Below are 22904 nucleotides of genomic sequence, written 5' to 3' on the forward strand. Positions count from 1 at the left end.
GTCCGCCAGCTGGCGCCGGTCGCGCTTGGTGGGGCGGCCTTGCTCGATGCTCTCTGCCGGTTCGGCCGAGAGGCGGCGGCGCTCCGTGTGCTCGGTGCGGCGCAGCAGGCTTTCTGGTGTCTCTTCGTACAGCATCTGCGCCTGCACGGCGGGCCCCCGCACCGTGCTCACGGCCTTGACCACCACGGTTCGCGTCAGGGCACCTTGTCGGATGTCGACCGTCTCGCCACCGCGCAGTTCGCGCGATGCCTTGGCCACCTGGCCGTTGACCTGGATGCGCCCTTTGTCAATGTCGTCGGCGGCCAAGCCGCGCGTCTTGTAGAAACGCGCAGCCCAGAGCCACTTGTCGAGGCGGAGCCGGTCGGTGATGCCAGGCAGAGGGCGAGCAGAGGTGTCTTGCTTCATGGTCGGTGAACGACCGCACTGTAGCGCAGTGCGCAGGCGGCCGCCCGCGGGTCAACTGCTGCTGTCAGGGGTTTGCCGCGCAGTGGCGCCCCGTGCAGATCGGGCCACAAAGCGCGCCGGGTCGAGCGCGTCGCGCAAGTCCGCCTCGACCGGGCAGGGCGCGCCGGTCACCCAGTGCGCCAGCAGCCGTCCGGCCAGCACGGACCAGGCGATGCCTCGCGAGCCCAGTCCAGTGATCGCGTAGAGCCCCCCGGTGTCGTCGCGCTGGCGCGGAATCTGGCGAACCTGGTCCGCGCGGAGGTGCGGGACATGGGCCAGTCGAGCGGGCGCCCACGGCAACGCGCCGACCACGGGGAGCCTGTCCGGCGTGACGGCACGCCAGCCGACGCGCCCATACAGCCCGTCCACACCGTCTTCCTCGGAAGGCAGGCCCGAGAGGCCCAGTCGCCTGGCCTGCTGCAGATTGTGGTGGTGATCGGCCTCTCGCACGGCGGGGTCGGCATCGTGGTGCTGGCTGGTGGCGCCGCACAGCAAGGTCTGCGTGTCGAGTGCAAGCGCGTAGCCGCTGCCGGCAATGGGCGCCTGAGGCAGGCCCGCTGGGTGGGGCAGGGCCGTGATCTGCCCTCGCACGGCGCTCAGCGGCGGCACGGCCACGGCCAATTCGTCTCGCAGCGTGCCGAGCAGCGTGGGTGCGCCCAGCGCGTTGGCGAGGACCAGGGTGGGCGCCTGCGCCAGTGTGGCGCCGGAGGCCGACATCGCCAGCCACTGGCCTGTGTCGTCGTTGCGTTCCAGTGCGGCGGCTTCGGCGCCGAATTGGACCGTCAGCGCCCCCGGGAAGCACGCGGCAGCCGACGCCAGCATCGCCTCGGCCAGCCCGGCCGGGTGCAGCCAGCCCGCCTGTGCAAACCACCATCCGCCACAGGGCACGGGCACACCACAGCGCTGCGCCGCTTCATCGGCCGCCAGCCAGGTCACGTGGTCCTTTGGCAGGCCCAGACGACGCAACGTGGCGCGTGCCGTGGCCTCCTCCGTCTTCGGATCAAGGCGCAGCAGGCCATGGGGCTGGCCGCGCACCCGACCGTTCGAAAGCCAGTTGCCTGCCTTCTGCCAGAGTGCGAGCACGGCGGCCCGGTGCGCCCGCGCATGCACGCCGTCTTCGCCGTGCACGATGCTGTGAAACAGCCCGCCCGGGTTGCCGGACGTGGCCCGCGCAGCGCCGCTTTCGCGATCGAGCAGGGTTACGCGCCATCCGGCCTCGCACAGCGCCAGCGCGGCGCTCGCACCCGCCAGCCCCGCGCCGACGACGACCGCGTGCCGATGCTGCGCGGGCGGCGCGTGCCACAGCCCGCCAGCTGGTGGGGCGGGCACATGGCGTGGCGCATGGCGACCGCACAGCGCCTCGCCACCCCATCCTGCGCCCGGCGTAATGGCCATCTCGACGCCGGCCGCAGCCAGTGCGCTGCGAATGGCCGGCGTGTGCGTCCAGCAGGCGAGCGTGGCTTCCGGAGCGGCCAGGCGGTTCAAGCGGGTCAGCAGGTGCTCGTCCCACATGGCCGGATTGCGGTCGGGCGCGAAGCCATCAAGGTAGAACGCGTCGGCCTGGGCCAGCAGTGTCGGCAGCAGGCGGTTCACGTCGCCCAGCCCGAGCATCAACCGAACATGCGGCCGCCGGCCGCTGCCGCCTGCAGGCAGTGCGGCCTCATCGAAATCGAGCAGATGCCAGCCGGGCGTCAGCGGGGGCCAGGCGGCTTGCAGGCGGGCGGCCAATTCGGCGGCCGGGCCCGTCTGGCCAGAATGGGCTGCAGCCAGGTCGGCCATCTGCAGCGGGTGTTGCTCGACCGAGACGAAGATGAGTTCGTCGCAGCGGGCAGGATCGTTACGCCAGGCCAGCCAGGTGGCCAGAAAGCTCTGTCCCAGGCCGAAGCCGGCTTCCAGAATCACGAAGCGATCGCGTTGCTGCCATCGGCCCGGCAGGCCGTTGCCGTGCAGGAACACATCCCGGGCGCGGGCCCACGTGTCCCCGGGCTCGCCATAGAAGTCGTCGTAATGCGGCGCGTAAGGCGCACCCGGCGCCCGGCCCCCTGGCGCCTCGCCCAGGGTTGCAGGTGTCAGGGTCATGCCCGATTACTGAGCCGCCCAGCCGCCGTCCATGTTCCAGGCGGCACCGCGGATGTTGTCACCCGCTGACGAGCACAGGAACACGGCCAAGTCGCCCAGTTGCGCCGGGGTCACGAACTGCAGGGAAGGCTGCTTCTCACCCAGCAGGCCCTTCTGGGCTTCGGCCAGCGAGATGCCTTCGCGTGCCGCCTTGTCGTCGATCTGCTTCTGCACCAGCGGGGTGAGCACCCAGCCAGGGCAGATGGCGTTGGCTGTGATGCCGGTCGTCGCCGTTTCGAGCGCCACAACCTTGGTCAGGCCCACGATGCCGTGCTTGGCCGCCACATAGGCCGACTTGCCCGCCGAGCCCACCAACCCGTGCACCGAGGCCAGGTTGATCACACGCCCCCAGTTCTTCGCCCGCATGCCGGGGATGGCGAGCCGCGTGGTGTGGAAGGCAGAACTGAGGTTGATCGCGATGACCGCATCCCACTTTTCGATCGGAAAGTCTTCGACGTTGGACACGTGCTGGATGCCGGCGTTGTTGACGAGGACGTCCACGCCGCCAAAAGCCTGATCGGCATACGCCATCATCTCGGCAATTTCAGCCGGCTTCGACATGTCGGCGCCATGGAAGCCGACCTTCACGCCATGCGCCTGGCCTGCAGCCGACACGGCGGCCTGTGGCGCGGCCGTGTCGCCAAACCCGTTCAGAATGACGTTGGCGCCCTGGGCAGCCAGCTTCTCAGCGATCCCCAGGCCAATGCCGCTGGTGGACCCGGTCACGAGGGCAGTTTTTCCTTTCAACATCTCGGCCTCCTGTCGGCTAGTACAAAGACAATGTGGGTGAACAACCCATTATCTGACCCGAATCACGCCCAGCCATGAACCACGTGCAAACAGATCCCACGCTTCAGTACGTTACCTGTCCCGGGGCCAGCCGCACGGACGCTCAGACGCACCGCATGGCCTACTGGCAATGGGGCGACCCGGCCAATTCGCGCATCCTGATCTGCGTTCACGGCTTGAGCCGTCAGGGGCGCGATTTCGACGCGCTGGCAGCGGCGCTGAGCGAGAACTACCAGGTGATCTGCCCGGATGTGGTCGGGCGCGGGCATTCTGACTGGCTGGCGGAACCTGCCGGGTACCAGGTCTTCGCGTACGCGTCCGACATGGTGGTGTTGCTGCAACACCTGCGTCAGCAGGTCGGGGCTGCCAGCCCCATGGACATTGACTGGGTCGGCACGTCGATGGGGGGGCTCATCGGTCTGGCGCTGTCCACCGTGCCGACCGAGGTGACGGGTGCGCGCTACCGCCGCCTCGTGCTGAACGACGTCGGTCCGCGGCTGCGCCATGAGGCGCTGGTGCGCATCGGTGACTACCTGGGCCAGCCGCTGCGCTTCGACACCGAGCAGCAAGCGGCCGACTACCTCTGGAGCATCTCGACCGGCTTCGGACCGCACACACCCGCGCAGTGGCTGGCGTTGTCGCGCCCCTTGTTGCGTCCTGCCCCGGATGGCGCCGGGTTCGTGCTGCACTACGACCCCGCCATTGCAGCCCCGTTCAAGACCATGTCGGCCGACAGCGCGGCCAGCGGGGAAGCCATGCTGTGGCAGGTGTACGACGCGCTGCGCTGTGAAACCTTGCTGCTGCGCGGTGCAGAGTCTGATCTGCTGGATGCCGAGACGGCGCTCGCCATGACCGCCCGTGGCCCGAAGGCCCGCCTGGTGGCGTTCGACGGCGTGGGCCATGCGCCAACGCTCATTGCGCCGGACCAGATTGCCGTGGTGAAGGACTTTCTGCTGGCATGAGAACCGGTTCGCTTCAGACCGCGCCGCTCGAGCCGGGCGGCGCCATGCAGGCTGCCATTGTCGGGCTGGCCGATGTGGCCGCGGGCGGCGAACAGGCCGGTGGTGAACACCTGTTGAGCAAGGCGCGCACCTTTGCCGGGCCCCTGCTGGCTGGCCGTCATTTCGACACCGGTGAGGATGCCTTGCGCCATGCCGACGGTGTGCGCCTCATTCTGCAAGGCATTGGTGCCCCCCCGTCGCTGCAGGCCGCGGCCTACCTGGTCTACGCCAGCGAATACCTGACGGACCCCGAAGAGGTGGTGGCGCGCGCGTTCGGTGACGACGCCGTAGGCTTGGTGATGCACACGCGCAAGCTGGTGCAAGTGCAGCGCAACGCCCGCGACGCACTGGGCGACGACACGGACGGGCCGCTGCGCGCCGAGCAGGTGGAGCGCATCCGCAAGATGCTGCTCGCGTTTTCGCGAGACCTGCGTGTGGTGCTGCTGCGTCTGGCATCTCGCCTGCAAACGCTGCGGCATTACGCCGACACCAAGCAGGCATGCCCACGGGCGCTGGCCCGTGAATCGATGCAGGTCTTTGCGCCCCTGGCCAACCGCCTGGGCATCTGGCAGATCAAATGGGAGCTGGAAGACCTGTCCTTTCGCTTTCTCGAGCCAGATACCTACCGCAGCATCGCCCGCTCCTTGCTGGAAAAGCGCCTCGAGCGGGAAGCGCACATCGAGCAGTTGCGACAGCAACTCACGCAGGCGCTGGCCGAGGTCGGCCTGGCGGCGCAGGTCCAGGGGCGGCCCAAGCACCTCTACAGCATCTGGAAGAAGATGCAGGGCAAGCACCTGCCCATTGAGCGCGTGTTCGACCTGCGGGCCTTGCGTGTCATCGTGGCCGATGTGCCCGCCTGCTACGCCGCGCTCAGTCGCGTCCACGAACTGTGGCACGCCATCGCCGATGAGTTCTCGGACTACATCGCCCGGCCCAAGCCGAACGGCTACCAGTCTTTGCACACAGTGGTGCGCGACGACCAGGGCCGATCCATCGAGATCCAGATTCGCACCCAGGCCATGCACGACCACGCCGAAAGCGGTGTGGCGGCGCACTGGGCCTACAAGGAGGCGGGTGCCAAGGGCTATGCGGGCGTGCAGGCGGCCGGCGACTTCGAGAGCCGCGTGGCCGAAGCGCGCAAGACCGTGCTGCGTCAGCTTCTGGCGTGGGAGCGCGATCTGGCCAACGCCGACGAGGCCGAAGGCGGGCAGGCGGGCGCAGGTCTGTTCGACGACCGCATCTATGTGTTCACGCCGGAAGGCGAGATCATCGACCTGCCCACCGGCGCCACCCCGGTCGACTTTGCCTACACGCTGCACACCAACCTTGGCCACCGTTGTCGCGGAGCCCGCGTCGACGGCGCCATGGTCACGCTCAACACCGAGCTGCGCAGCGGGCAGACGGTCGAGATCGTGGCGGCGAAGGAGGGCGGTCCCTCGCTGGACTGGATCAACCCCGAGCTGGGCTACCTGCGAAGCCAGCGCGCGCGGGCGAAGGTGCGCGCCTGGTTCAATGCCCTGGCGCAGCAGGCGACCATCGCCAAGGGCCGCGAACTGGTCGAGAAACTGTTGCAGCGCGAGGGCAAGACCGCCATCAAGCTGGATGAACTGGCCGCACGACTTGGCTTTCGCAGTGCCGACGCCCTGTTCGACGTGGTCGGCAAGGACGAGTACTCGCTGCGCAACATCGAGCAGAGCTTCCGGCCCGCCGAGCCCGAGCCTGATCCAGACCAGCTGATCTCACAGCGTCTGGCGCGCCAGGAGGCCGTCGGTGCGCCGGGAGGCAAGGGCGTGCTGGTGGTCGGCATGGACTCACTGCTCACCCAACTCGCTCGCTGTTGCAAGCCCGCGCCACCGGATGTGATCGGTGGCTATGTCACGCGCGGCAAGGGTGTGGCGGTGCACCGCAGCGATTGCAGCAACTTCCGGCAGCTTGCAGGCCGCAGCCCCGAGCGCATCATCCCGGTGGCCTGGGGCCGCGAGGCCGCGGCAGACAACGCGCACTACGCGGTGGACGTGCTCGTCGAGGGCCACGATCGCAGCGGACTGTTGCGTGATGTCTGCGATGTGCTGGCCCAGGCGAAGATTCCGGTGCAATCCATCCACAGCGAGGCGGTGAGGGATCGAATCACGGTTACACTCACGCTCCAGACAGCAGACACCACACGGCTTGCGTCGGTCCTTTCGAAAGTGTTGCAAATCAGCGGCGTGACGAAAGCAAGACGAAAGTAAGAAAAACGTGTTATAGTCTAAGTCTTCCAGGCGCGTAGCTCAGTTGGTTAGAGCACCACCTTGACATGGTGGGGGTCGTTGGTTCGAATCCAATCGCGCCTACCAAATTACCTGGAATTGAGGGCCCGTTCGAAAGAGCGGGCCCTTTTCTTTTGCGTGCCTTTGATGGGCGCATTTGGAAAAGCGCCAAGAGCGGTGCCGAGTTCCGTGCCCCACATGCTGGCCGCGGCGATCCCCTCCTACAATGGTTTTCAGTTGACAGGAGCCGACCATGAACGCCGCACGCACCCCGCGCCCACAAGACGAAGCCCCGCGGGATGACGCCCCTGAGGCAGACCGGCCAGCGCCTGGCTCGGTGCCCCCGGGCCTGCGCACCATCAAGAAATACCCCAATCGCCGTCTGTACGACACGAAGACCAGCAGCTACATCACGCTGGCCGAGGTGAAGGACATGGTCATGGGCTGCGAGCACTTCATCGTGGTCGACGCCAAGAGTGGTGAAGACCTGACCCGCAGCATCCTGCTGCAGATCATCCTGGAAGAAGAGACCGCTGGTGTGCCCATGTTTTCGACCCAGGCGCTCGCGCAGATCATCCGGTTCTACGGCCACACCATGCAGGGTCTGATGGGTCACTACCTGGAGAAGAACATCCAGAGCTTCATCGACATGCAGTCGCGCCTCACCGAGAACTCCATGATGAACCTGCAGAACCCGCTGATGCAGAACTTCATGGGCGGGTACATGGAGCAGTCACGCAGCCTTTTCCTGCAAATGCAGGAGCAGATGAGCAAGCAGGCCGAAACGCTGATCGGCAACCTCGGCGCCGGACTGACCCCGAAGAAGTAAGGCTGTCTCGTCAGCCGCGCAGCAGCGGCTGCAGCCTCGGCCAGATCACGTCCAGGATCACCGGGTGCGCCTTGGGCAAGGGGTGCGTGCCGTCGGCCTGGAACCAGTCTCGCGCATCCGGCCTGTCGGCCACGCCCTTGAGCATGAAGGGCACCAGCGGCACCTTGCGCTCGGTGCTCACACGTTCGAACAGGGCGGCAAAGTCGTCCGCGTAACGCTTGCCGTAGTTCGGCGGCACCATCATCCCCACCAGCAACACCCGGGCGCCGGCCTTCTGGCTCAGGCCCACCATCTGGCTTAGGTTGTTGCGCGTGCCATCCAGGGGCAGCCCGCGAAGGGCGTCGTTGGCGCCCAGCTCCACCACCACCACATCGGGCTTGTGCTCGGCCAGCAGGGCCGGAAGGCGCGCGAGCCCACCCGACGTCGTCTCGCCGCTGATGCTGGCGTTGACGATGTTCAGTGGCAGATCCTGCTCTTTCAGGCGCTGCCCCAGTAAGGCCACCCAGCCTGTGCCGCGCGGCAGGCCATATTCGGCTGACAGGCTGTCGCCCACCACCAGCAGCGTGCGCGGTGGCCTGTTGTTTGCAGCCCGCACCGGGCCCAGCCAAGCACCCAGGGCCCCCAAGGCCAGGGCACGTCGCGTACAGTCGATCGACATGTCCACTTCCGTTTCTTCCTCGATGAACTCCGACGCGTCTTCCGTGGGCCAGCCGGCCATCGTGGTCCGCGGGCTTGGCAAGACCGTGGGCGACGCGAGCGGCCCGTTGACCATTCTGCACGGCATCGTCCTCACGGTGCCGCATGGGGAGACCCTGGCCATCGTCGGGGCATCCGGCTCGGGCAAGAGCACCTTGCTGTCTCTGCTTGCCGGGCTCGACACGCCGACCGAGGGCAGCGTCACCCTTTGTGGCGTCGACCTGTTCGCCCTCAATGAAGACCAGCGGGCTGCGCACCGCGCGCGGCACGTCGGTTTCGTGTTCCAGAATTTCCAGCTCATCGCGCACCTCTCTGCGCTCGAAAATGTGATGCTGCCACTGGAGCTGCGCGGCGACCGCGAGGCGCGCGCCAAGGCCATCGCGATGCTCGAGCGCGTGGGGTTGGGGCAGCGCCTTTCGCATCGGCCCACGGTGCTCTCGGGCGGTGAGCAGCAGCGTGTGGCGCTGGCACGGGCCTTCGTGATGCGGCCCGATATCCTGATGGCCGACGAACCGACCGGTAGCCTGGACCACGCCACCGGCCAGGCCATCATGGACCTCATGTTCGAGCTCAACCGCGAGGTGGGCACCACGCTGCTCCTGGTCACGCACGACCGTGAGATCGCGGCGCGTTGCCAGCACACGGTGCACATCGGGGCGGGGCGCATCACCGGTTAGGATGCCGGCATGAGTCTCAAACTGCTATTTGGCTTCCATGCCGTGTCCGTGCGCCTCAAGGTGGCGCCCAAGTCCATCCGTGAACTGCATGTGGATGCCACCCGGCGTGATCAGCGCATGAAGCAGTTTCTGGCGAAAGCCGAGGAAGCCGGCCTGCGTGTGATCGACAGCGACGACGACAAGCTGCAACAGATGGCGGGCACCCACCGCCACCAGGGCGTGGTTGCGCGGGTCGAGGCCCTGAGTCCGGCCCGTTCGCTCGACGACCTGCTCGACAGCCTGAGCGAGCCACCACTGCTGCTCGTGCTGGACGGCGTGACCGATCCGCACAACCTCGGCGCCTGCCTGCGCGTGGCCGACGGCGCGGGCGCGCATGCCGTGATCGCCCCGAAGGACCACGCAGTGGGAATCAATGCGACGGTGGCGAAGGTGGCCAGCGGCGCTGCTGAAACCGTGCCGTACTTCATGGTCACCAACCTGGCCCGCACGCTGACCGAGCTGAAAGAGCGCGACATCTGGATCATCGGCACCTCGGACGATGCGGAGAGCAGCCTTTATCAGGCCGATTTCAAGGGGCCGGTCGCCGTGGTGCTGGGCGCCGAAGGCAGCGGCATGCGGCAGCTCACGCGCAAGCACTGCGACCAGTTGGTCAGCATCCCGATGATGGGCGGCGTTGAAAGCCTGAACGTTTCGGTGGCCAGCGGCGTCTGTCTGTACGAGGCACGCCGGCAGCGCGGCTGATTGCATCCATCCGGTTTTCTTGAGGCCATCCCTTCATGACACTCGCCATTCGAACCGCTGCCATCGCCCTGGTGTCGATCACCGCGATGCTTTCTGGCTGTACTCAGGAACAGCAGAACAAGATCAAGCGTGACATCCAGAACTGGACGGGCACCGACGGCGTCATGGAGGTGTATGCCGGGCAGCAGCTTGCCCGCCGCTTCCTCAAGATCGACAAGCTGAGTACCGCGCTGGGCACCGACGATGGCTCGCCGCGGGAGTACCGCTTCGGCTACGGTGTGCTCGACGAGAACCTCAACGGCGTGGTCGACGAAGGCGAAAAGCGCGTGTACTTCGAAGTGTCGAATTTCTCGACCTACGTCTTCTTCGAGAACCCGCGCTGACGCCTTCCGCGTGCGTCAGGCCTCGGCGGTGAGCCCGGTCCGCGCATGCCGCGCTTCTTCCGAGCGCTGTGCACGGTGTGCCCAGATGCTCAGCAGCAAGCCCACGCTGACCCACGCCAGCCCCAGCCAGTGCAAGGTGGCGTAGCCCTGGTGCGTGATCACCCAGCCGCCGCCGGTGGCGCCTGCCGCCTGCCCGAGGTAGATGGCCGATGTGTTCAGGGCCATCAGGGCAGGGGCCAGACGGGGCGACAGCCCGCCCAGGCGCGCCTGCTGGCCGGAGTTGGTGGCAAAACCGCTCAGGGCCCACGGCAACATGACAACCGCCAGCACAGGAAGCGTGGTGGCCACAGGCCAGATCAGCAGGCTGGTGGCCATCATGGCCAAGGTGGTGGTCACGGCGCGCGCCGCACCGGTCCGGTCAATCACCCGGTTCAGCCACAGGTTGCCTGCCAGGGCCAGTGCGCCAAACCACGCAAACATGGCGCTGATCTGCTCGGGGCTGGCGCCAAAGCCGTGCTTGTAATAGGGAGCCATGTACGCGAGCACGGAGAACTGCCCGGCACTCTGGCATGCCGTCACGGCCACCACGGCCATCAACAGCGGCGAGCTCAACACCTTGCGCCACGAACGCCATGACAGTGCCGGAGGCCGGATGCCTTTGGGCACGTGCCGCCACACCAGCCACGCCACCAGGAGTGCGCCCAGCGCCACCAGCCCCATGGCAATGCGCCATCCCAGGCGCTCGCCGACCCACGCGGCCATTGGCATGCCCGCCACTGAGGCGATCGACCACCCCATGAACACGAAGGTGATGGCCCGACCGCGGTGCGCCGGCGTGCTCATGAAGCCCATGGTGGCGGCCGCCTGAGGCGTGAACACCGCGGCAGACAGCACGGTCAGCGCCCGGATCGGCCACAGCCAGCCGTAGTCGGGTGCCAGTGCACAGGCCGCGTGCCCCAGCGCGTACCACAGCATGGTCAGTGCCAGCAGCTTGCGCCGGTCGATGTGCGCCACCGCCGCGGCCAGCAATGGCGCGCCGAAGCCCATCATCACCGACGCGATGGCGATGAGCGTGCCGCCCTGGGCCACCGAGATGTTCAGGCTGTGCGTCAGGTCGTTCAGCGTGCCGCCCACCACCATCACGCCGCAGCCGATAACGAAATTCCCGGCCAGCAGCGCCCAGCGGGCTGCAGCCATGTCATGGCGGGGAAGGGCGCGCTCCAGTTCCAACGTACTGCCTCGGGGCCTGGCTCAGTGGTGAACCCGCAGGGCCTCCGGGTTGACGATGTGCGTCGGCGTGCCAGCGATGAAGTTCCGCAGGTTGTCGAACGCCGCGCTGAAGTAGCGCTCGTAGTTGTCGAGCTCGACGTAGCCGATGTGCGGCGTGCACACCGCGTTTTCCAGGCGCAGCAAGGGGTGCCCCTGCAGGATGGGCTCGCTCTCGAACACGTCCACCGCCGCCATGCCCGGGCGGCCCCGGTTCAGCGCGGTGACCAGCGCGTTGTCCTGCAGGAGTTCGGCGCGCGACGTGTTCACCAGCAGCGACGTCGGCTTCATCCGATGCAGGTCCTCCTGCGTGATCAGGCCGCGCGTCTGCGGGGTCAGTCGAAGATGGAGGCTCAGGACGTCGCTTGCCTCGAAGAAGGCCTCTCGCGTGGGGGCGGGGATGAAACCATCGGCCTGGGCCTGCGCCCGCGAGGCCTCGCTGCCCCACACGGTGACGTGCATGCCGAAAGCCCTGCCGTACTGCGCGACCCGTTTGCCGATGCGGCCGTAGCCCCAGATTCCCAGAGTCTTGCCAGCCAGCACCATGCCGAGTCCGAAGTTGGTGGGCATCGACGCCGACTTCAGCCCCGATTGCTGCCACGCACCGTGCTTCAGGTTGCCAATGTATTGGGGCAGGCGCCGCATGGCCGACATCACCAGAGCCCACGTCAGCTCGGCCGGCGCGGTCGGATCGCCCACGCCTTCGGCCACGGCAATGCCGAGCCGGGTACAGGCTTCGACGTCGATGTGCCCGCCGACCGGGCCGGTCTGGCAGATCAGCCGGAGCTTGGGGAGCTTCTCGAGCAGCGCGCGGGGAAAATGGGTTCGCTCGCGGATCAGAACCAGGGCCTCGACGTCACGCAGCCGAACCGACAGCTGGCCGATGCCTTTGACGGAGTTGGTGTAGACCTTGGCGGACAGCCCGTCGAGTCGGGACGCGCATTTCAGCTTGCGGACGGCGTCCTGGTAGTCGTCCAGAATGGTGATGTTCATGGGGTGCTTCACAGACCAAACACCATTGTGCAATGCAATCCTCCCGGCTTTGTCGCAAGGGGTCACATTCCGTCAGCGGCGGTGTTCGCCGCGAAACATCACCAGCGTGAAGCGCGCCCCTGACGGCTGTCGTCCGAGCGCTTGGATGCCCGCACAGGAAAGTGTGTGTCCAGCCCGTCCAGGCGTTGCTGTGCTTCGAGTTGTCCGCGGTGTGTGGAGATGGTCCGAAACACATCGGCGCGCAAGTGCCACAGTTCTCGCAGCGAGCGCGCTCGTTCGATCTGGGTGCGTAAGCGGGTCGCGTCGGCCGATTGCAGATCCCATACGGCGTTGACGAACTCGCCACGGATGCCAGCAAGCAGGCGGGCCGGCACGGCGGGGCCGCGCATCGGCTCCTCGAGATCCCAGAGCCAGCGCCAGAAACCGGTCAGCCAGTCGCTCCAGCCCGAGCGCTGTGCCGTGAACAGGCTGGGGGGCGTGACTTCGGGGCGCCGGGGGGCGGGGGATGACAGTCCGGCAGTCTCGAGGGTGTCCGTAGCCAACGCAAGCACCGTGCGCACGGACGACTTCCCGTCGGGGCCCTTTGTGCGACTGCGGGTGTCGATGCGGGCCGACTCGTCCTGTGTGTAAAAAAACGAAGACATGAAACCCCCGGAAGCCGTGGCGCTGTCTTGGCCACTTATCGGAGGTATCGGCAGCCCGGGCGCCGAACTTGAGTTCGCTCCCGGACGAAAAGGGCGTGAATCAGGCGGCTGTTCTGCCCTGCAGCGTCACGTGCGGGGCGCCCTGAATCAGCGCGACGGTGCCGTGCGTCTGGGCGCGGCTGAAGACATCGCGTGCGCAGCTTTCACAGCGGCCGCAGCAGGTGGCCAGGCCTGTCTCCATCTGCAGCTCGTCGAAGCTGGAGCAGCCGGCTGCGGCCTGGCGCTGGATCTCCCGGTCTGACACTCGGCGGCACACGCAAACAATCATTCCTGTCACCCATGGCCCCGCAGTGGGGCGATGGGTGAATTATCAAATAAGAATGATTCGCAGTCAATGGATTTGTGCCGCCCCCGGGTCAGCTCGGCTCGCCCATCTGCGACTGCAGGTAGTTCTGCAGGCCGACCTTGCCGATCAGGTCCAGCTGGGTTTCGAGGAAGTCGATGTGCTCCTCGGTGTCGTCCAGGATGTGCTGCAGCAGATCGCGCGACACGTAGTCACGCACCGACTCGCAGTAGGCGATCCCATCCTTGACCGTGCCTTGCGCAGCCGTTTCCAGTTGCAGGTCACCCTGCAGGATTTCGGGCACATCCTCGCCGATCAACAGCTTGCCCAGGTCCTGAAGGTTGGGCAGGCCGTCCAGCATGAAGATGCGGGCCATCAGCTTGTCGGCGTGCTTCATCTCGCCGATCGACTCTTCGTATTCCTTCTTGGCCAGCTTGTCGAGGCCCCAGTGCTTCAACATGCGGTAGTGCAGGAAGTACTGGTTCGTGGCGGTGAGCTCGTTCTTCAGCTGGGCGTTGAGGAAATCGATGACTTTGGGGTCGCCTTGCATGGTGCTTCCTTATGGTGCGAATTCTGAGGCCGAGTCGTTGTTCACGACAGGGCATGGGGAGCTTGGGTTATACTCCTAAGGTTTACCCGCAACCACCCCCCGCCTGGCAATTCCGATCGGTTTCCTTCACTGGACCTGAACTTGTCACGCCTGCGCCACGGACCGCTGTGTGGCACGTGCAGTCGTGCCAAGCGTGAGCCGGGCGCACAACAAACGGAGAATGAACCCGTGCTGCCCGTCCTGCCTCAAGCTCTTCTGGCCCTCGCAGACGGCACGGTCTTTCGCGGTACATCGATCGGCGCTGCCGGTCGCACCGTCGGCGAAGTGGTCTTCAACACCTCGCTGACCGGCTACCAGGAAATTCTCACCGACCCGAGCTATGCCCGGCAGATCGTCACCCTGACGTATCCGCACATCGGCAACTACGGCGTCAACGGTGAGGACGTCGAAGCCGCGAAAGTCCATGCCGCAGGTCTGATCATCAAAGACCTGCCCATCCGTACCTCGAACTTCCGTCAGACGCAGACGCTGTCGCAATACCTCCAGGCCCAGGGCACGGTGGGCATTGCCGACATCGACACCCGCAAGCTGACGCGCCTGCTGCGCCAGAAGGGTGCCCAGAATGGCGTGATCGTGGGCCTGAACCCCGGTGAGGCCGTGACCGATGCGCTGATCGCCGACGCGGTGGCCGCAGCGAAGGCGGCGCCCAGCATGGCGGGCCAGGATCTCGCTCAGGTGGTCAGCCGCACCGACGTGTGCGAGTGGACGGAAACGGAGTGGAAGCTGTCCAACCCCGAGCTGGACGGCAAGCCGGGCTTCGGCAAGCTGGCCGATGCGAAGTTCCATGTGGTGGCCTACGACTATGGCGTCAAGCGCAACATCCTGCGCATGCTGGCCGAGCGCGGCTGCAAGGTCACCGTGGTGCCCGCGAAGACGCCGGCAGCCGACGTGCTGAAGTACAACCCGGACGGCATCTTCCTGTCGAACGGCCCGGGCGATCCGGAGCCTTGCGACTACGCCATTGCCGCGGCCAAGGAACTCATCGAGACGGGCATCCCGACCTTTGGCATCTGCCTGGGTCACCAGATCATGGCGCTGGCCTCGGGGGCCAAGACCTTCAAGATGAAGTTCGGCCACCATGGTGGCAACCACCCCGTGAAGGACCTGGACAACGGCCGCGTCAGCATCACCAGCCAGAACCACGGTTTTGCGGTGGACGAGAAGACCCTGCCGGCCAACCTGCGCCCAACGCACATCTCGCTGTTCGACGGCACGCTGCAAGGCCTGGCCCGCACCGACAAGCCCGCTTTCTGCTTCCAGGGCCACCCGGAAGCTTCGCCGGGCCCGCATGACATCGCCTACCTGTTCGACCGCTTCGTGTCGCTCATGACCACTGCACAGGCGGAGAAGAAATAAATGGCAAAGCGCACCGACATCAAGAGCATCCTCATCATCGGCGCCGGCCCGATCATCATCGGCCAGGCCTGTGAATTCGACTACTCCGGCGCCCAGGCCTGCAAGGCCCTGCGCGAAGAGGGCTACAAGGTCATCCTGGTCAACAGCAACCCGGCGACCATCATGACGGACCCGAACACGGCGGACGTCACCTACATCGAGCCCATCACCTGGCAGGTGGTCGAGCGCATCATCGCCAAGGAGCGCCCTGACGCGATCCTGCCGACCATGGGCGGCCAGACCGCACTGAACTGCGCGCTGGATCTGCACAAGCACGGCGTGCTCGACAAGTACAAGGTCGAGATGATCGGCGCCAACGAGCACGCGATCGAAAAGGCCGAAGACCGTCAGAAGTTCAAGGAAGCCATGACCAAGATCGGTCTGGATTCCGCGAAGTCGGGCATCGCGCACTCGATGGAAGAGGCGTGGGCCGTGCAGAAGCGCATCACTGCCGAAATCGGTGGCTCGGGTTTCCCGATGGTGATCCGTCCCAGCTTCACGCTGGGCGGCACGGGCGGCGGCATTGCTTACAACCCCGAAGAGTTCGAAGAGATCTGCAAGCGCGGTCTGGACCTGTCGCCGACCAAGGAACTGCTGATCGAAGAATCGCTCATCGGCTGGAAGGAATACGAGATGGAAGTCGTCCGCGACAAGGCGGACAACTGCATCATCGTGTGCTCGATCGAAAACCTCGACCCGATGGGCATCCACACCGGTGACTCGATCACGGTGGCCCCGGCCCAGACCCTGACCGACCGCGAATACCAGCTGCTGCGCAACGCCTCGATCGCCATCCTGCGCGAGATCGGCGTCGAGACCGGCGGCTCCAACGTGCAGTTCTCGATCAACCCGGACAACGGCCGGATGATCGTGATCGAGATGAACCCGCGTGTGTCGCGTTCGTCGGCCCTGGCCTCCAAGGCCACCGGCTTCCCGATCGCCAAGATCGCAGCCAAGCTGTCGGTCGGCTACACGCTCGATGAGCTGAAGAACGACATCACCGGCGGCGCCACCCCGGCTTCGTTCGAGCCCTCGATCGACTACGTGGTCACCAAGATCCCGCGTTTCGCCTTCGAGAAGTTCCCCGCTGCCGACAGCCGCCTGACCACCCAGATGAAGTCGGTGGGTGAGGTGATGGCCATGGGCCGCACCTTCCAGGAGTCGTTCCAGAAGGCCCTGCGTGGCCTGGAAACCGGCATCGACGGCCTGACCGAGATCAGCAACGACCGCGAAGAGATCCTGCAGGAGATCGGCGAGCCCGGCCCCGAGCGCATCCGCTTCCTGGGTGATGCCTTCCGTGTTGGCATGACGCTGGACGAGGTGTTCGAAGAAACCAAGGTCGACCCCTGGTTCCTCGCCCAGATCGAAGACATCATCAAGACCGAAGGCCAACTCAAGGGCCGCACGCTCGAAAGCCTGTCGGCCGACGAGCTGCGCTACCTGAAGAAGAAGGGCTTCTCGGACCGCCGCCTGGCCAAGCTGCTGGGCACCGACCAGCACGCCGTGCGCAAGGCCCGCCATGCGCTGAACGTGCGCCCGGTCTACAAGCGCGTCGACACCTGCGCCGGCGAGTTCGCCACGCAGACGGCCTACATGTACTCCACGTACGACGAGGAGTGCGAAGCCGAGCCGACGGACAAGAAGAAGATCATGGTGCTGGGCGGTGGCCCGAACCGCATCGGCCAGGGCATCGAGTTCGACTACTGCTGCGTTCATGCTGCCCTCGCCATGCGCGAAGACGGCTACGAGACCATCATGGTCAACTGCAACCCGGAGACCGTCTCGACCGACTACGACACCTCCGACCGCCTGTACTTCGAGCCCGTGACGCTGGAAGACGTGCTGGAAATCGTGGCCAAGGAAAAGCCGGTCGGCGTGATCGTGCAGTACGGCGGGCAGACCCCGCTGAAGCTGGCCCTCGACCTCGAAGCCAACGGTGTGCCCATCATCGGCACCACGCCTGATTCCATCGACATCGCCGAAGACCGCGAGCGCTTCCAGGCTCTGCTGCACAAGCTGGGCCTCAAGCAGCCGCCCAACCGCACGGCGCGCACCGAAGACGCTGCCATCGCGCTGGCCAACGAGATCGGCTACCCGCTGGTGGTGCGCCCCTCGTACGTGCTGGGTGGCCGCGCGATGGAAATCGTCCACGGCGACAAGGACCTCGAGCGCTACATGCGCGAAGCCGTGCGCGTCTCCGAGAAGTCGCCCGTGCTGCTGGACCGCTTCCTGAACGACGCGGTTGAAGTCGACGTCGACTGCATCAGCGATGGCACCGACACGATGATCGGCGGCATCATGGAGCACATCGAACAGGCTGGCGTGCACTCCGGTGACTCGGCGTGCTCGCTGCCGCCGTACACGCTGTCGGCCGAGATCCAGGACGAACTGCGCCGCCAGACTGCGCTGATGGCCAAGGCCCTGAACGTGGTCGGCCTGATGAACGTGCAGTTCGCCATCCAGGGCGACGTGACCAAGGGCCTGGACGCCGCGACGGTCTACGTGCTGGAAGTGAACCCGCGCGCCTCGCGCACGGTGCCGTACGTGTCGAAGGCCACCGGTCAGCCGCTGGCCAAGATTGCCGCGCGCTGCATGGCCGGCCAGAAGCTGTCGACCCAGAAGTCGCCGGACGGCAAGGCCCCGCGTGAAGTGGTGCCTTCGTACTACAGCGTCAAGGAAGCCGTCTTCCCGTTCAACAAGTTCCCGGGTGTGGACCCTGTCCTCGGCCCTGAAATGCGTTCGACCGGTGAAGTCATGGGCGTGGGCGAGACCTTTGGCGAAGCCATGCTGAAGTCGCAGCTGGGCGCCGGTTCGCGTCTGCCGACCAAGGGTACGGTGTGCATCTCGGTCAAGGACGGCGACAAGGACCGTGCCGTGGCCGTCGCCCGTGACCTGGTCGCACTGGGCTTCGGCGTCGTGGCCACCAAGGGCACGGCCGCCGCCATCGCCGCCGCGGGCGTCCCGGTGAAGCCGGTGAACAAGGTCAAGGATGGCCGCCCGCACATCGCGGATGCCATCAAGGCCGGCGAGATCCAGCTGGTGTTCACCACCGTGGACGAGACGCGTACGGCGATCGCCGATTCGCGCAGCATCCGCACCGCAGCGCTGGCCAACCGCATCACGTACTACACGACGATGGCGGGTTGCGAAGCCGCTGTCGAGGCCCTGAAACACCAGGACGACCTGAAGGTCTACTCGGTGCAAGAGCTGCACGCCAAACTGCACTAAACTGCAGTCACACCATGTCCGCTGACCCGGGCATGGTTCTGTTTTTCATGCGGGCCGCGCCTGGCCACCATCTGCCGATGGCATCCGGGGCGCGGCTCGGTTCATTTCAGAGGCCCTGTTGTCAGGGTGCCCACCGAGAGAGACACCATGTCGACCATTCCCATCACCAAGCGCGGCGCAGAAAAGTTGAAGGAAGAGCTGCACCGCCTGAAGCACGTTGAGCGCCCGGCCGTGGTCGTGGCCATCGCCGAGGCCCGTGCGCAGGGTGACCTGTCCGAGAACGCCGAGTACGACGCCGCAAAGGACAAGCAGGGCTTCATCGAAGGCCGCATCAAGGAAATCGAGGGCAAGCTGTCGGCTGCGCAAATCATCGACCCGTCCAGCCTGGACGCCGGTGGGCGCGTGGTGTTCGGCTCCACCGTCGACCTGGAAGAGGAAGATTCTGGCGAGCAGGTGACCTACCAGATCGTTGGCGACGACGAGGCCGATCTGAAGCTGGGCCTGATCTCCATCAGCTCACCGATCGCCCGTGCGCTGATCGGCAAGGAGGCTGGCGACGTGGCCGCCGTGCAGGCCCCCGGTGGCGTGCGCAACTACGAAGTCATCGAGGTTCGCTACATCTGAGGCAAGGGCCATGAAGCTTCAGCGACTGCAGACCGCAGTGGCCGGCCTCTGGGCGGGCTTGCTGCTGGGTGTGGGCGGCGTGTCGGCCCCAAGCCTCTTCATGGTGCTCGACCGGCCGCTGGCCGGGCTCGGTGCCGGGCGCATCTTCGCGACCGAAGCACGGCTGAGCCTGTTCATCGCCGTGTTGCTGTACGTGCTCGAGCGCCGCCGCGTGCGCGACCTGGCAGAAAGCGGCGCCACAGGCTCCGTCCTGACCGGCAACCTGCTGCTGATGCTGGCCGCGCTCTTCCTGACGATCTTCGGCCAGTTCGCGCTGCACCCGATGATCGAGGCGGCCAAGGCGGGTGAGGCAACCCTGCTGTCGTTTGGCGCCCTGCATGGCATCTCGGCCGCGCTGTTCTGGATCAAGACGCTGTGCGTGGTCGTGCTGGCCTGGCGCCTGACCGGATTGACGCCCACCACCCAGCCATGAAAAACGCCGCCCGAAGGCGGCGCGGATGGCATCAGGGCAAGAGGGGGAGGATCAGGCGGGCTTCTTGCTCGCCAGGCGCTTCTTGGCGCGCTTGATCAGACCGCCGGCGGTCACACGCTGGTTGCCCATCACCTGAACCTTCTTGATCTCGGGACGGCGCGTGCCGCTCTTCGAGAACTTGAGGATCTTGACCTCGCGCGGGCCAGGCTTGCGGTCGGTCGGCTCTTCCTTCGGGGCCTTCTCGGGCACCGGGCGCCACAGCACCAGCAGCTTGCCGATGTGCTGCACCGGGGCGGCGTTGAGCTGGTCGCACAGCTGGGTGAACACGGCTTCGCGGGCGGCGCGGTCATCGCCCAGCACCCGCACCTTGATCAGGCCATGGGCCTTGAGCGCAGAATCGGCTTCCTTCAGCACGGCCGCCGTGAGGCCGTCTCCCCCAATCATCACGACAGGGTCAAGGTGGTGAGCGTCGGCGCGCAGGGCGCGGCGCTCGGTGGTGGTCAGTTCAATTGCAGGCATCCCTCTATTATCGAGCCATGAAAGTCAAAACCAAAAGCAAAAAGCTCAACAAGGCTTGGTTGAACGACCATGTCAACGACCCCTACGTGCGCATGGCGCAAAAAGAGGGGTTCCGCTCGCGCGCGGCTTTCAAGCTGAAAGAGATCGACGAGGCGCTGCATCTCCTTCGCCCGGGCCAGCTGGTCGTGGACCTGGGGGCTGCACCTGGCGCATGGAGCCAGTACGTGCGTCGCAAGTTCGCGCCCAAGGATGGAGGCGTTGGCGGCGCGGCCGTGGGTGAACTGAACGGCGCCATCATCGCGCTGGACCTGCTGGAGTTCGAGCCGATCGAGGGGGTGCACTTTATTCAGGGCGACTTCCGCGAGGACGAGGTGCTGGCGCAACTGCGCGAGGCTGTCGGTGATCGTCCGGTAGATGTGGTGATTTCGGACATGGCGCCCAACCTGAGTGGGATCGAGTCGTCCGACAGCGCGCGTATTGCGCACCTGATCGAATTGGCGATCGATTTCGCCCAGCAACACCTGAAGCGCGACGGCGCCCTGGTTTGCAAAGTTTTTCATGGCAGTGGTTACAGCCAACTGGTCGAGTTGTTCCGAGATCATTTCCGGGTGGTCAAGCCCATCAAACCGAAGGCTTCACGGGACAAATCGGCGGAAACCTTCCTGGTCGGTATCGGTTTGAAACGGGTTGGGACGGATGCTGCATCGCAGCAAGCCGATTGATTTTGTTGATCGGCCTCTTCAAAGCCGAGAAAACCGGGGTTCGACAGGGGATAGCAGTCAGCAGGGGCTCCCTTGACTCGTCTAGAATCGTCCCCATGTTCTGTGCTGATCGCATGTTGAGGGCTTTGTCAAGCCGGCTTCGGGTGGTCAGTGATCCGTTTCGGTTCGCAGGCGCATCCCGCGCCGCGTCGAGACGGTCGAGTTCGGGTTGAAGGAGCCGCGGTGAACAATCAATGGTTCTCCAAAATTGCTGTCTGGCTGGTTGTGGCGCTGGTGTTGTTCACCGTGTTCAAGCAGTTCGACCGTGCCACCACCGGGGGCAGCCAGATCGGCTACTCCGACTTTCTGGAGGAGGTCCGCGCCAAACGCATCAAGAGCGTGACCCTGCAGGAAGGCGGCGGCGGCACGGAGATCATCGCTGTCACCACGGATGACAAGCGCATCCGCAGCACGGCCACTTACCTCGACCGCGGTCTGGTGGGCGACCTCATCAACAGCGGTGTCAAGTTTGATGTCAAGCCGCGCGAAGAGCCTTCGCTGCTGATGAGCTTGCTTGTGTCCTGGGGCCCGATGCTGCTGCTGATCGGCGTGTGGATCTACTTCATGCGCCAGATGCAGGGCGGCGGCAAGGGCGGGGCATTCAGCTTCGGCAAGAGCAAGGCCCGGATGCTTGACGAGAACAACAACAACATCACCTTCGCCGATGTCGCCGGTTGCGATGAAGCGAAGGAAGAGGTCAAGGAGCTCGTCGATTTCCTGCGTGATCCGCAGAAATTCCAGAAGCTCGGCGGTCGCATTCCCCGTGGCGTGCTGATGGTCGGCCCCCCGGGTACCGGCAAGACGTTGCTGGCCAAGTCCATCGCGGGCGAAGCCAAGGTGCCGTTCTTCACCATCTCCGGCTCCGACTTCGTGGAAATGTTCGTGGGTGTGGGCGCGGCCCGTGTCCGTGACATGTTCGAACAGGCCAAGAAGAACGCGCCTTGCATCATCTTCATCGACGAAATCGATGCCGTCGGTCGTCACCGTGGTGCCGGCCTTGGCGGCGGCAACGATGAACGCGAGCAGACCCTCAACCAGATGCTGGTCGAGATGGACGGCTTCGAGACCAACCTCGGTGTGATCGTGATCGCCGCGACCAACCGCCCGGACATCCTTGACCCGGCCCTGTTGCGCCCCGGCCGTTTCGACCGTCAGGTCTATGTGACCCTGCCGGACGTGCGTGGTCGCGAGCAGATCCTGAACGTGCACATCCGCAAGGTGCCCGTCAGCCAGGACATCCGTGCCGACATCCTGGCACGCGGCACCCCCGGTTTCTCGGGTGCCGACCTCGCTAACCTGGTCAACGAAGCTGCGCTGTTTGCCGCCCGCAGAAATGGTCGCGTCGTGGAAATGCAGGACTTCGAGAAGGCCAAGGACAAGATCATGATGGGCCCCGAGCGCAAGTCCATGGTCATGCCCGAGGAAGAGCGCAAGAACACCGCCTACCACGAAGCCGGTCACGCCCTGGTGGCTCGCCTGCTGCCCAAGACCGACCCGGTCCACAAGGTGACGATCATCCCGCGCGGCCGCGCGCTGGGCGTGACCATGCAATTGCCCGAGGGCGATCGCTACAGCATGGACAAGACGCGCATGCTGGACACGATCTCGGTGCTGTTCGGTGGCCGGATTGCCGAAGAGGTCTTCATGAACCAGATGACCACGGGTGCTTCCAACGACTTCGAGCGCGCCACGGCCATCGCCCGCGACATGGTGACCCGCTACGGCATGACGGACGAGCTGGGCCCGATGGTCTACGCCGACAACGAGGGCGAGGTCTTCCTCGGCCGGTCTATCACCAAGACGACCAACATGTCGGAAGAGACCATGCAGAAGGTCGACAAGCAGATCCGCAAGATCATCGACGAGCAGTACGCCACGGCGCGCAAGCTCATCGAGGACAACCAGGACAAGATGCACGCAATGGCCAAGGCGCTGCTCGAATGGGAAACCATCGACTCCGATCAGATCGAGGACATCATGCAGGGTCGCGATCCCCGTCCGCCCAAGGACTGGACCCCTCCGTCCAACCGGCCGAGCGGACCGAAGCCGCCGATCAGCGCCGATGGTGCGCCGGCCGCAGTCTGATTCGGGCGCCTGACGCCTGTCCAACGGGGCTTCGGCC

The 22904-nt window shown here is 65.6% G+C and carries 22 protein-coding genes and 1 tRNA gene; 13 read left to right on the top strand and 10 right to left on the bottom strand.

Going from position 1 to position 22904, the window contains the following annotated elements:
• From Q0Z44_RS12025 to Q0Z44_RS12035, 3 genes are all read right to left on the bottom strand, one after another.
• Positions 1–405: RNA-binding S4 domain-containing protein (locus Q0Z44_RS12025; RefSeq protein ID WP_298013048.1), on the bottom strand; the 405-nt coding region annotated here is incomplete at its 3' end.
• Between the two features lie 51 nt (positions 406–456).
• Positions 457–2523, bottom strand: a complete 2067-nt coding sequence (gene mnmC / locus Q0Z44_RS12030) for an FAD-dependent 5-carboxymethylaminomethyl-2-thiouridine(34) oxidoreductase MnmC (RefSeq protein ID WP_298013050.1) — start codon at positions 2521–2523, stop codon at positions 457–459.
• A 6-nt stretch (positions 2524–2529) separates the two neighbouring features.
• Positions 2530–3312, bottom strand: a complete 783-nt coding sequence (locus Q0Z44_RS12035) for a 3-hydroxybutyrate dehydrogenase (RefSeq protein WP_298013052.1) — start codon at positions 3310–3312, stop codon at positions 2530–2532.
• 74 nt (positions 3313–3386) lie between these two features.
• On the opposite strand from Q0Z44_RS12035, the gene Q0Z44_RS12040 reads away from it, so the two are divergent.
• The 4 genes from Q0Z44_RS12040 to phaR all read left to right on the top strand — a co-directional run bounded on the left by Q0Z44_RS12040 (position 3387) and on the right by phaR (position 7430).
• Positions 3387–4313, top strand: coding sequence for an alpha/beta hydrolase (locus Q0Z44_RS12040; RefSeq protein WP_298013054.1), 927 nt, complete (start codon positions 3387–3389; stop codon positions 4311–4313).
• The gene (locus Q0Z44_RS12045) at positions 4310–6583 is read left to right on the top strand and encodes a bifunctional (p)ppGpp synthetase/guanosine-3',5'-bis(diphosphate) 3'-pyrophosphohydrolase (protein ID WP_298013056.1); all 2274 of its coding nucleotides are present in this window, start codon (positions 4310–4312) and stop codon (positions 6581–6583) included. Before Q0Z44_RS12040 ends, Q0Z44_RS12045 begins: the two co-directional genes overlap by 4 nt.
• A gap of 28 nt (positions 6584–6611) precedes the next feature.
• Positions 6612–6688 (top strand) — tRNA-Val (locus tag Q0Z44_RS12050).
• A 166-nt stretch (positions 6689–6854) separates the two neighbouring features.
• The gene (gene phaR, locus Q0Z44_RS12055; RefSeq protein ID WP_298013058.1) at positions 6855–7430 is read left to right on the top strand and encodes a polyhydroxyalkanoate synthesis repressor PhaR; all 576 of its coding nucleotides are present in this window, start codon (positions 6855–6857) and stop codon (positions 7428–7430) included.
• Between the two features lie 10 nt (positions 7431–7440).
• On the opposite strand, the gene Q0Z44_RS12060 is transcribed toward phaR, so the two are convergent.
• Entirely contained in the window at positions 7441–8088 is a 648-nt protein-coding gene (locus Q0Z44_RS12060; protein ID WP_298013060.1) for an arylesterase, read from the bottom strand.
• Between the two features lie 22 nt (positions 8089–8110).
• On the opposite strand from Q0Z44_RS12060, the gene Q0Z44_RS12065 reads away from it, so the two are divergent.
• The 3 genes from Q0Z44_RS12065 to Q0Z44_RS12075 are packed head-to-tail and all read left to right on the top strand — an operon-like array spanning position 8111 to position 9927.
• Entirely contained in the window at positions 8111–8803 is a 693-nt protein-coding gene (locus Q0Z44_RS12065; RefSeq protein WP_298013108.1) for an ABC transporter ATP-binding protein, read from the top strand.
• A gap of 9 nt (positions 8804–8812) precedes the next feature.
• The gene (gene rlmB, locus Q0Z44_RS12070) at positions 8813–9544 is read left to right on the top strand and encodes a 23S rRNA (guanosine(2251)-2'-O)-methyltransferase RlmB (RefSeq protein WP_298013063.1); all 732 of its coding nucleotides are present in this window, start codon (positions 8813–8815) and stop codon (positions 9542–9544) included.
• Between the two features lie 35 nt (positions 9545–9579).
• Complete coding sequence (locus tag Q0Z44_RS12075) at positions 9580–9927, top strand: hypothetical protein (protein WP_298013066.1); 348 nt, start codon at positions 9580–9582, stop codon at positions 9925–9927.
• 15 nt (positions 9928–9942) lie between these two features.
• Here Q0Z44_RS12075 and Q0Z44_RS12080 read toward each other — a convergent pair whose 3' ends face one another.
• The 5 genes from Q0Z44_RS12080 to bfr all read right to left on the bottom strand — a co-directional run bounded on the left by Q0Z44_RS12080 (position 9943) and on the right by bfr (position 13723).
• Positions 9943–11124 carry an MFS transporter gene (locus Q0Z44_RS12080; RefSeq protein WP_298013068.1) on the bottom strand — a complete coding sequence of 394 codons (1182 nt, stop codon included), beginning with the start codon at positions 11122–11124 and terminating at the stop codon, positions 9943–9945.
• A gap of 54 nt (positions 11125–11178) precedes the next feature.
• Positions 11179–12186: a D-2-hydroxyacid dehydrogenase family protein gene (locus tag Q0Z44_RS12085; protein WP_298013070.1), complete on the bottom strand. Its 1008-nt coding sequence runs from the start codon at positions 12184–12186 to the stop codon at positions 11179–11181.
• A 98-nt stretch (positions 12187–12284) separates the two neighbouring features.
• Positions 12285–12830, bottom strand: a complete 546-nt coding sequence (locus Q0Z44_RS12090; RefSeq protein ID WP_298013072.1) for a hypothetical protein — start codon at positions 12828–12830, stop codon at positions 12285–12287.
• Between the two features lie 100 nt (positions 12831–12930).
• On the bottom strand, positions 12931–13158 hold the full coding sequence (locus tag Q0Z44_RS12095) for a (2Fe-2S)-binding protein (RefSeq protein WP_298013074.1): 228 nt from the start codon (positions 13156–13158) through the stop codon (positions 12931–12933).
• 88 nt (positions 13159–13246) lie between these two features.
• On the bottom strand, positions 13247–13723 hold the full coding sequence (gene bfr, locus Q0Z44_RS12100) for a bacterioferritin (protein ID WP_298013076.1): 477 nt from the start codon (positions 13721–13723) through the stop codon (positions 13247–13249).
• A 228-nt stretch (positions 13724–13951) separates the two neighbouring features.
• Between bfr and carA the strand changes: the two genes are divergently transcribed.
• The 4 genes from carA to Q0Z44_RS12120 all read left to right on the top strand — a co-directional run bounded on the left by carA (position 13952) and on the right by Q0Z44_RS12120 (position 19502).
• Positions 13952–15139, top strand: a complete 1188-nt coding sequence (gene carA / locus Q0Z44_RS12105) for a glutamine-hydrolyzing carbamoyl-phosphate synthase small subunit (RefSeq protein WP_298013079.1) — start codon at positions 13952–13954, stop codon at positions 15137–15139.
• Positions 15140–18406 carry a carbamoyl-phosphate synthase large subunit gene (gene carB / locus Q0Z44_RS12110; RefSeq protein ID WP_298013081.1) on the top strand — a complete coding sequence of 1089 codons (3267 nt, stop codon included), beginning with the start codon at positions 15140–15142 and terminating at the stop codon, positions 18404–18406. It begins immediately after the preceding gene.
• A 147-nt stretch (positions 18407–18553) separates the two neighbouring features.
• Positions 18554–19030 carry a transcription elongation factor GreA gene (gene greA / locus Q0Z44_RS12115; RefSeq protein WP_298013083.1) on the top strand — a complete coding sequence of 159 codons (477 nt, stop codon included), beginning with the start codon at positions 18554–18556 and terminating at the stop codon, positions 19028–19030.
• 10 nt (positions 19031–19040) lie between these two features.
• Positions 19041–19502 (top strand): DUF4149 domain-containing protein, encoded by a 462-nt coding sequence (locus Q0Z44_RS12120; RefSeq protein ID WP_298013086.1) that lies wholly within the window; start codon positions 19041–19043, stop codon positions 19500–19502.
• Between the two features lie 51 nt (positions 19503–19553).
• Here Q0Z44_RS12120 and yhbY read toward each other — a convergent pair whose 3' ends face one another.
• Complete coding sequence (yhbY, locus tag Q0Z44_RS12125) at positions 19554–20021, bottom strand: ribosome assembly RNA-binding protein YhbY (protein ID WP_298013088.1); 468 nt, start codon at positions 20019–20021, stop codon at positions 19554–19556.
• A 17-nt stretch (positions 20022–20038) separates the two neighbouring features.
• On the opposite strand from yhbY, the gene Q0Z44_RS12130 reads away from it, so the two are divergent.
• On the top strand, positions 20039–20743 hold the full coding sequence (locus Q0Z44_RS12130) for an RlmE family RNA methyltransferase (protein WP_298013089.1): 705 nt from the start codon (positions 20039–20041) through the stop codon (positions 20741–20743).
• A gap of 222 nt (positions 20744–20965) precedes the next feature.
• Positions 20966–22867 (top strand): ATP-dependent zinc metalloprotease FtsH, encoded by a 1902-nt coding sequence (gene ftsH, locus Q0Z44_RS12135; protein WP_298013091.1) that lies wholly within the window; start codon positions 20966–20968, stop codon positions 22865–22867.
• The last annotated feature ends 37 nt before the right edge of the window (positions 22868–22904 follow it).

This window comes from uncultured Aquabacterium sp. (genome assembly GCF_947366995.1).
GTDB lineage: Bacteria > Pseudomonadota > Gammaproteobacteria > Burkholderiales > Burkholderiaceae_C > Aquabacterium.

What these genes read in the sequence shown, in the direction of transcription:
- mnmC (WP_298013050.1), bottom strand. Translation starts at nt 2,523, where the DNA reads ATGACCCTGACACCTGCAACCCTGGGCGAGGCGCCAGGGGGCCGGGCG.
- Q0Z44_RS12035 (WP_298013052.1), bottom strand. Translation starts at nt 3,312, where the DNA reads ATGTTGAAAGGAAAAACTGCCCTCGTGACCGGGTCCACCAGCGGCATT.
- Q0Z44_RS12040 (WP_298013054.1), top strand. Translation starts at nt 3,387, where the DNA reads ATGAACCACGTGCAAACAGATCCCACGCTTCAGTACGTTACCTGTCCC.
- Q0Z44_RS12045 (WP_298013056.1), top strand. Translation starts at nt 4,310, where the DNA reads ATGAGAACCGGTTCGCTTCAGACCGCGCCGCTCGAGCCGGGCGGCGCC.
- phaR (WP_298013058.1), top strand. Translation starts at nt 6,855, where the DNA reads ATGAACGCCGCACGCACCCCGCGCCCACAAGACGAAGCCCCGCGGGAT.
- Q0Z44_RS12060 (WP_298013060.1), bottom strand. Translation starts at nt 8,088, where the DNA reads ATGTCGATCGACTGTACGCGACGTGCCCTGGCCTTGGGGGCCCTGGGT.
- Q0Z44_RS12065 (WP_298013108.1), top strand. Translation starts at nt 8,111, where the DNA reads ATGAACTCCGACGCGTCTTCCGTGGGCCAGCCGGCCATCGTGGTCCGC.
- rlmB (WP_298013063.1), top strand. Translation starts at nt 8,813, where the DNA reads ATGAGTCTCAAACTGCTATTTGGCTTCCATGCCGTGTCCGTGCGCCTC.
- Q0Z44_RS12075 (WP_298013066.1), top strand. Translation starts at nt 9,580, where the DNA reads ATGACACTCGCCATTCGAACCGCTGCCATCGCCCTGGTGTCGATCACC.
- Q0Z44_RS12080 (WP_298013068.1), bottom strand. Translation starts at nt 11,124, where the DNA reads ATGGCTGCAGCCCGCTGGGCGCTGCTGGCCGGGAATTTCGTTATCGGC.
- Q0Z44_RS12085 (WP_298013070.1), bottom strand. Translation starts at nt 12,186, where the DNA reads ATGAACATCACCATTCTGGACGACTACCAGGACGCCGTCCGCAAGCTG.
- Q0Z44_RS12090 (WP_298013072.1), bottom strand. Translation starts at nt 12,830, where the DNA reads ATGTCTTCGTTTTTTTACACACAGGACGAGTCGGCCCGCATCGACACC.
- Q0Z44_RS12095 (WP_298013074.1), bottom strand. Translation starts at nt 13,158, where the DNA reads ATGATTGTTTGCGTGTGCCGCCGAGTGTCAGACCGGGAGATCCAGCGC.
- bfr (WP_298013076.1), bottom strand. Translation starts at nt 13,723, where the DNA reads ATGCAAGGCGACCCCAAAGTCATCGATTTCCTCAACGCCCAGCTGAAG.
- carB (WP_298013081.1), top strand. Translation starts at nt 15,140, where the DNA reads ATGGCAAAGCGCACCGACATCAAGAGCATCCTCATCATCGGCGCCGGC.
- greA (WP_298013083.1), top strand. Translation starts at nt 18,554, where the DNA reads ATGTCGACCATTCCCATCACCAAGCGCGGCGCAGAAAAGTTGAAGGAA.
- Q0Z44_RS12120 (WP_298013086.1), top strand. Translation starts at nt 19,041, where the DNA reads ATGAAGCTTCAGCGACTGCAGACCGCAGTGGCCGGCCTCTGGGCGGGC.
- yhbY (WP_298013088.1), bottom strand. Translation starts at nt 20,021, where the DNA reads ATGCCTGCAATTGAACTGACCACCACCGAGCGCCGCGCCCTGCGCGCC.
- Q0Z44_RS12130 (WP_298013089.1), top strand. Translation starts at nt 20,039, where the DNA reads ATGAAAGTCAAAACCAAAAGCAAAAAGCTCAACAAGGCTTGGTTGAAC.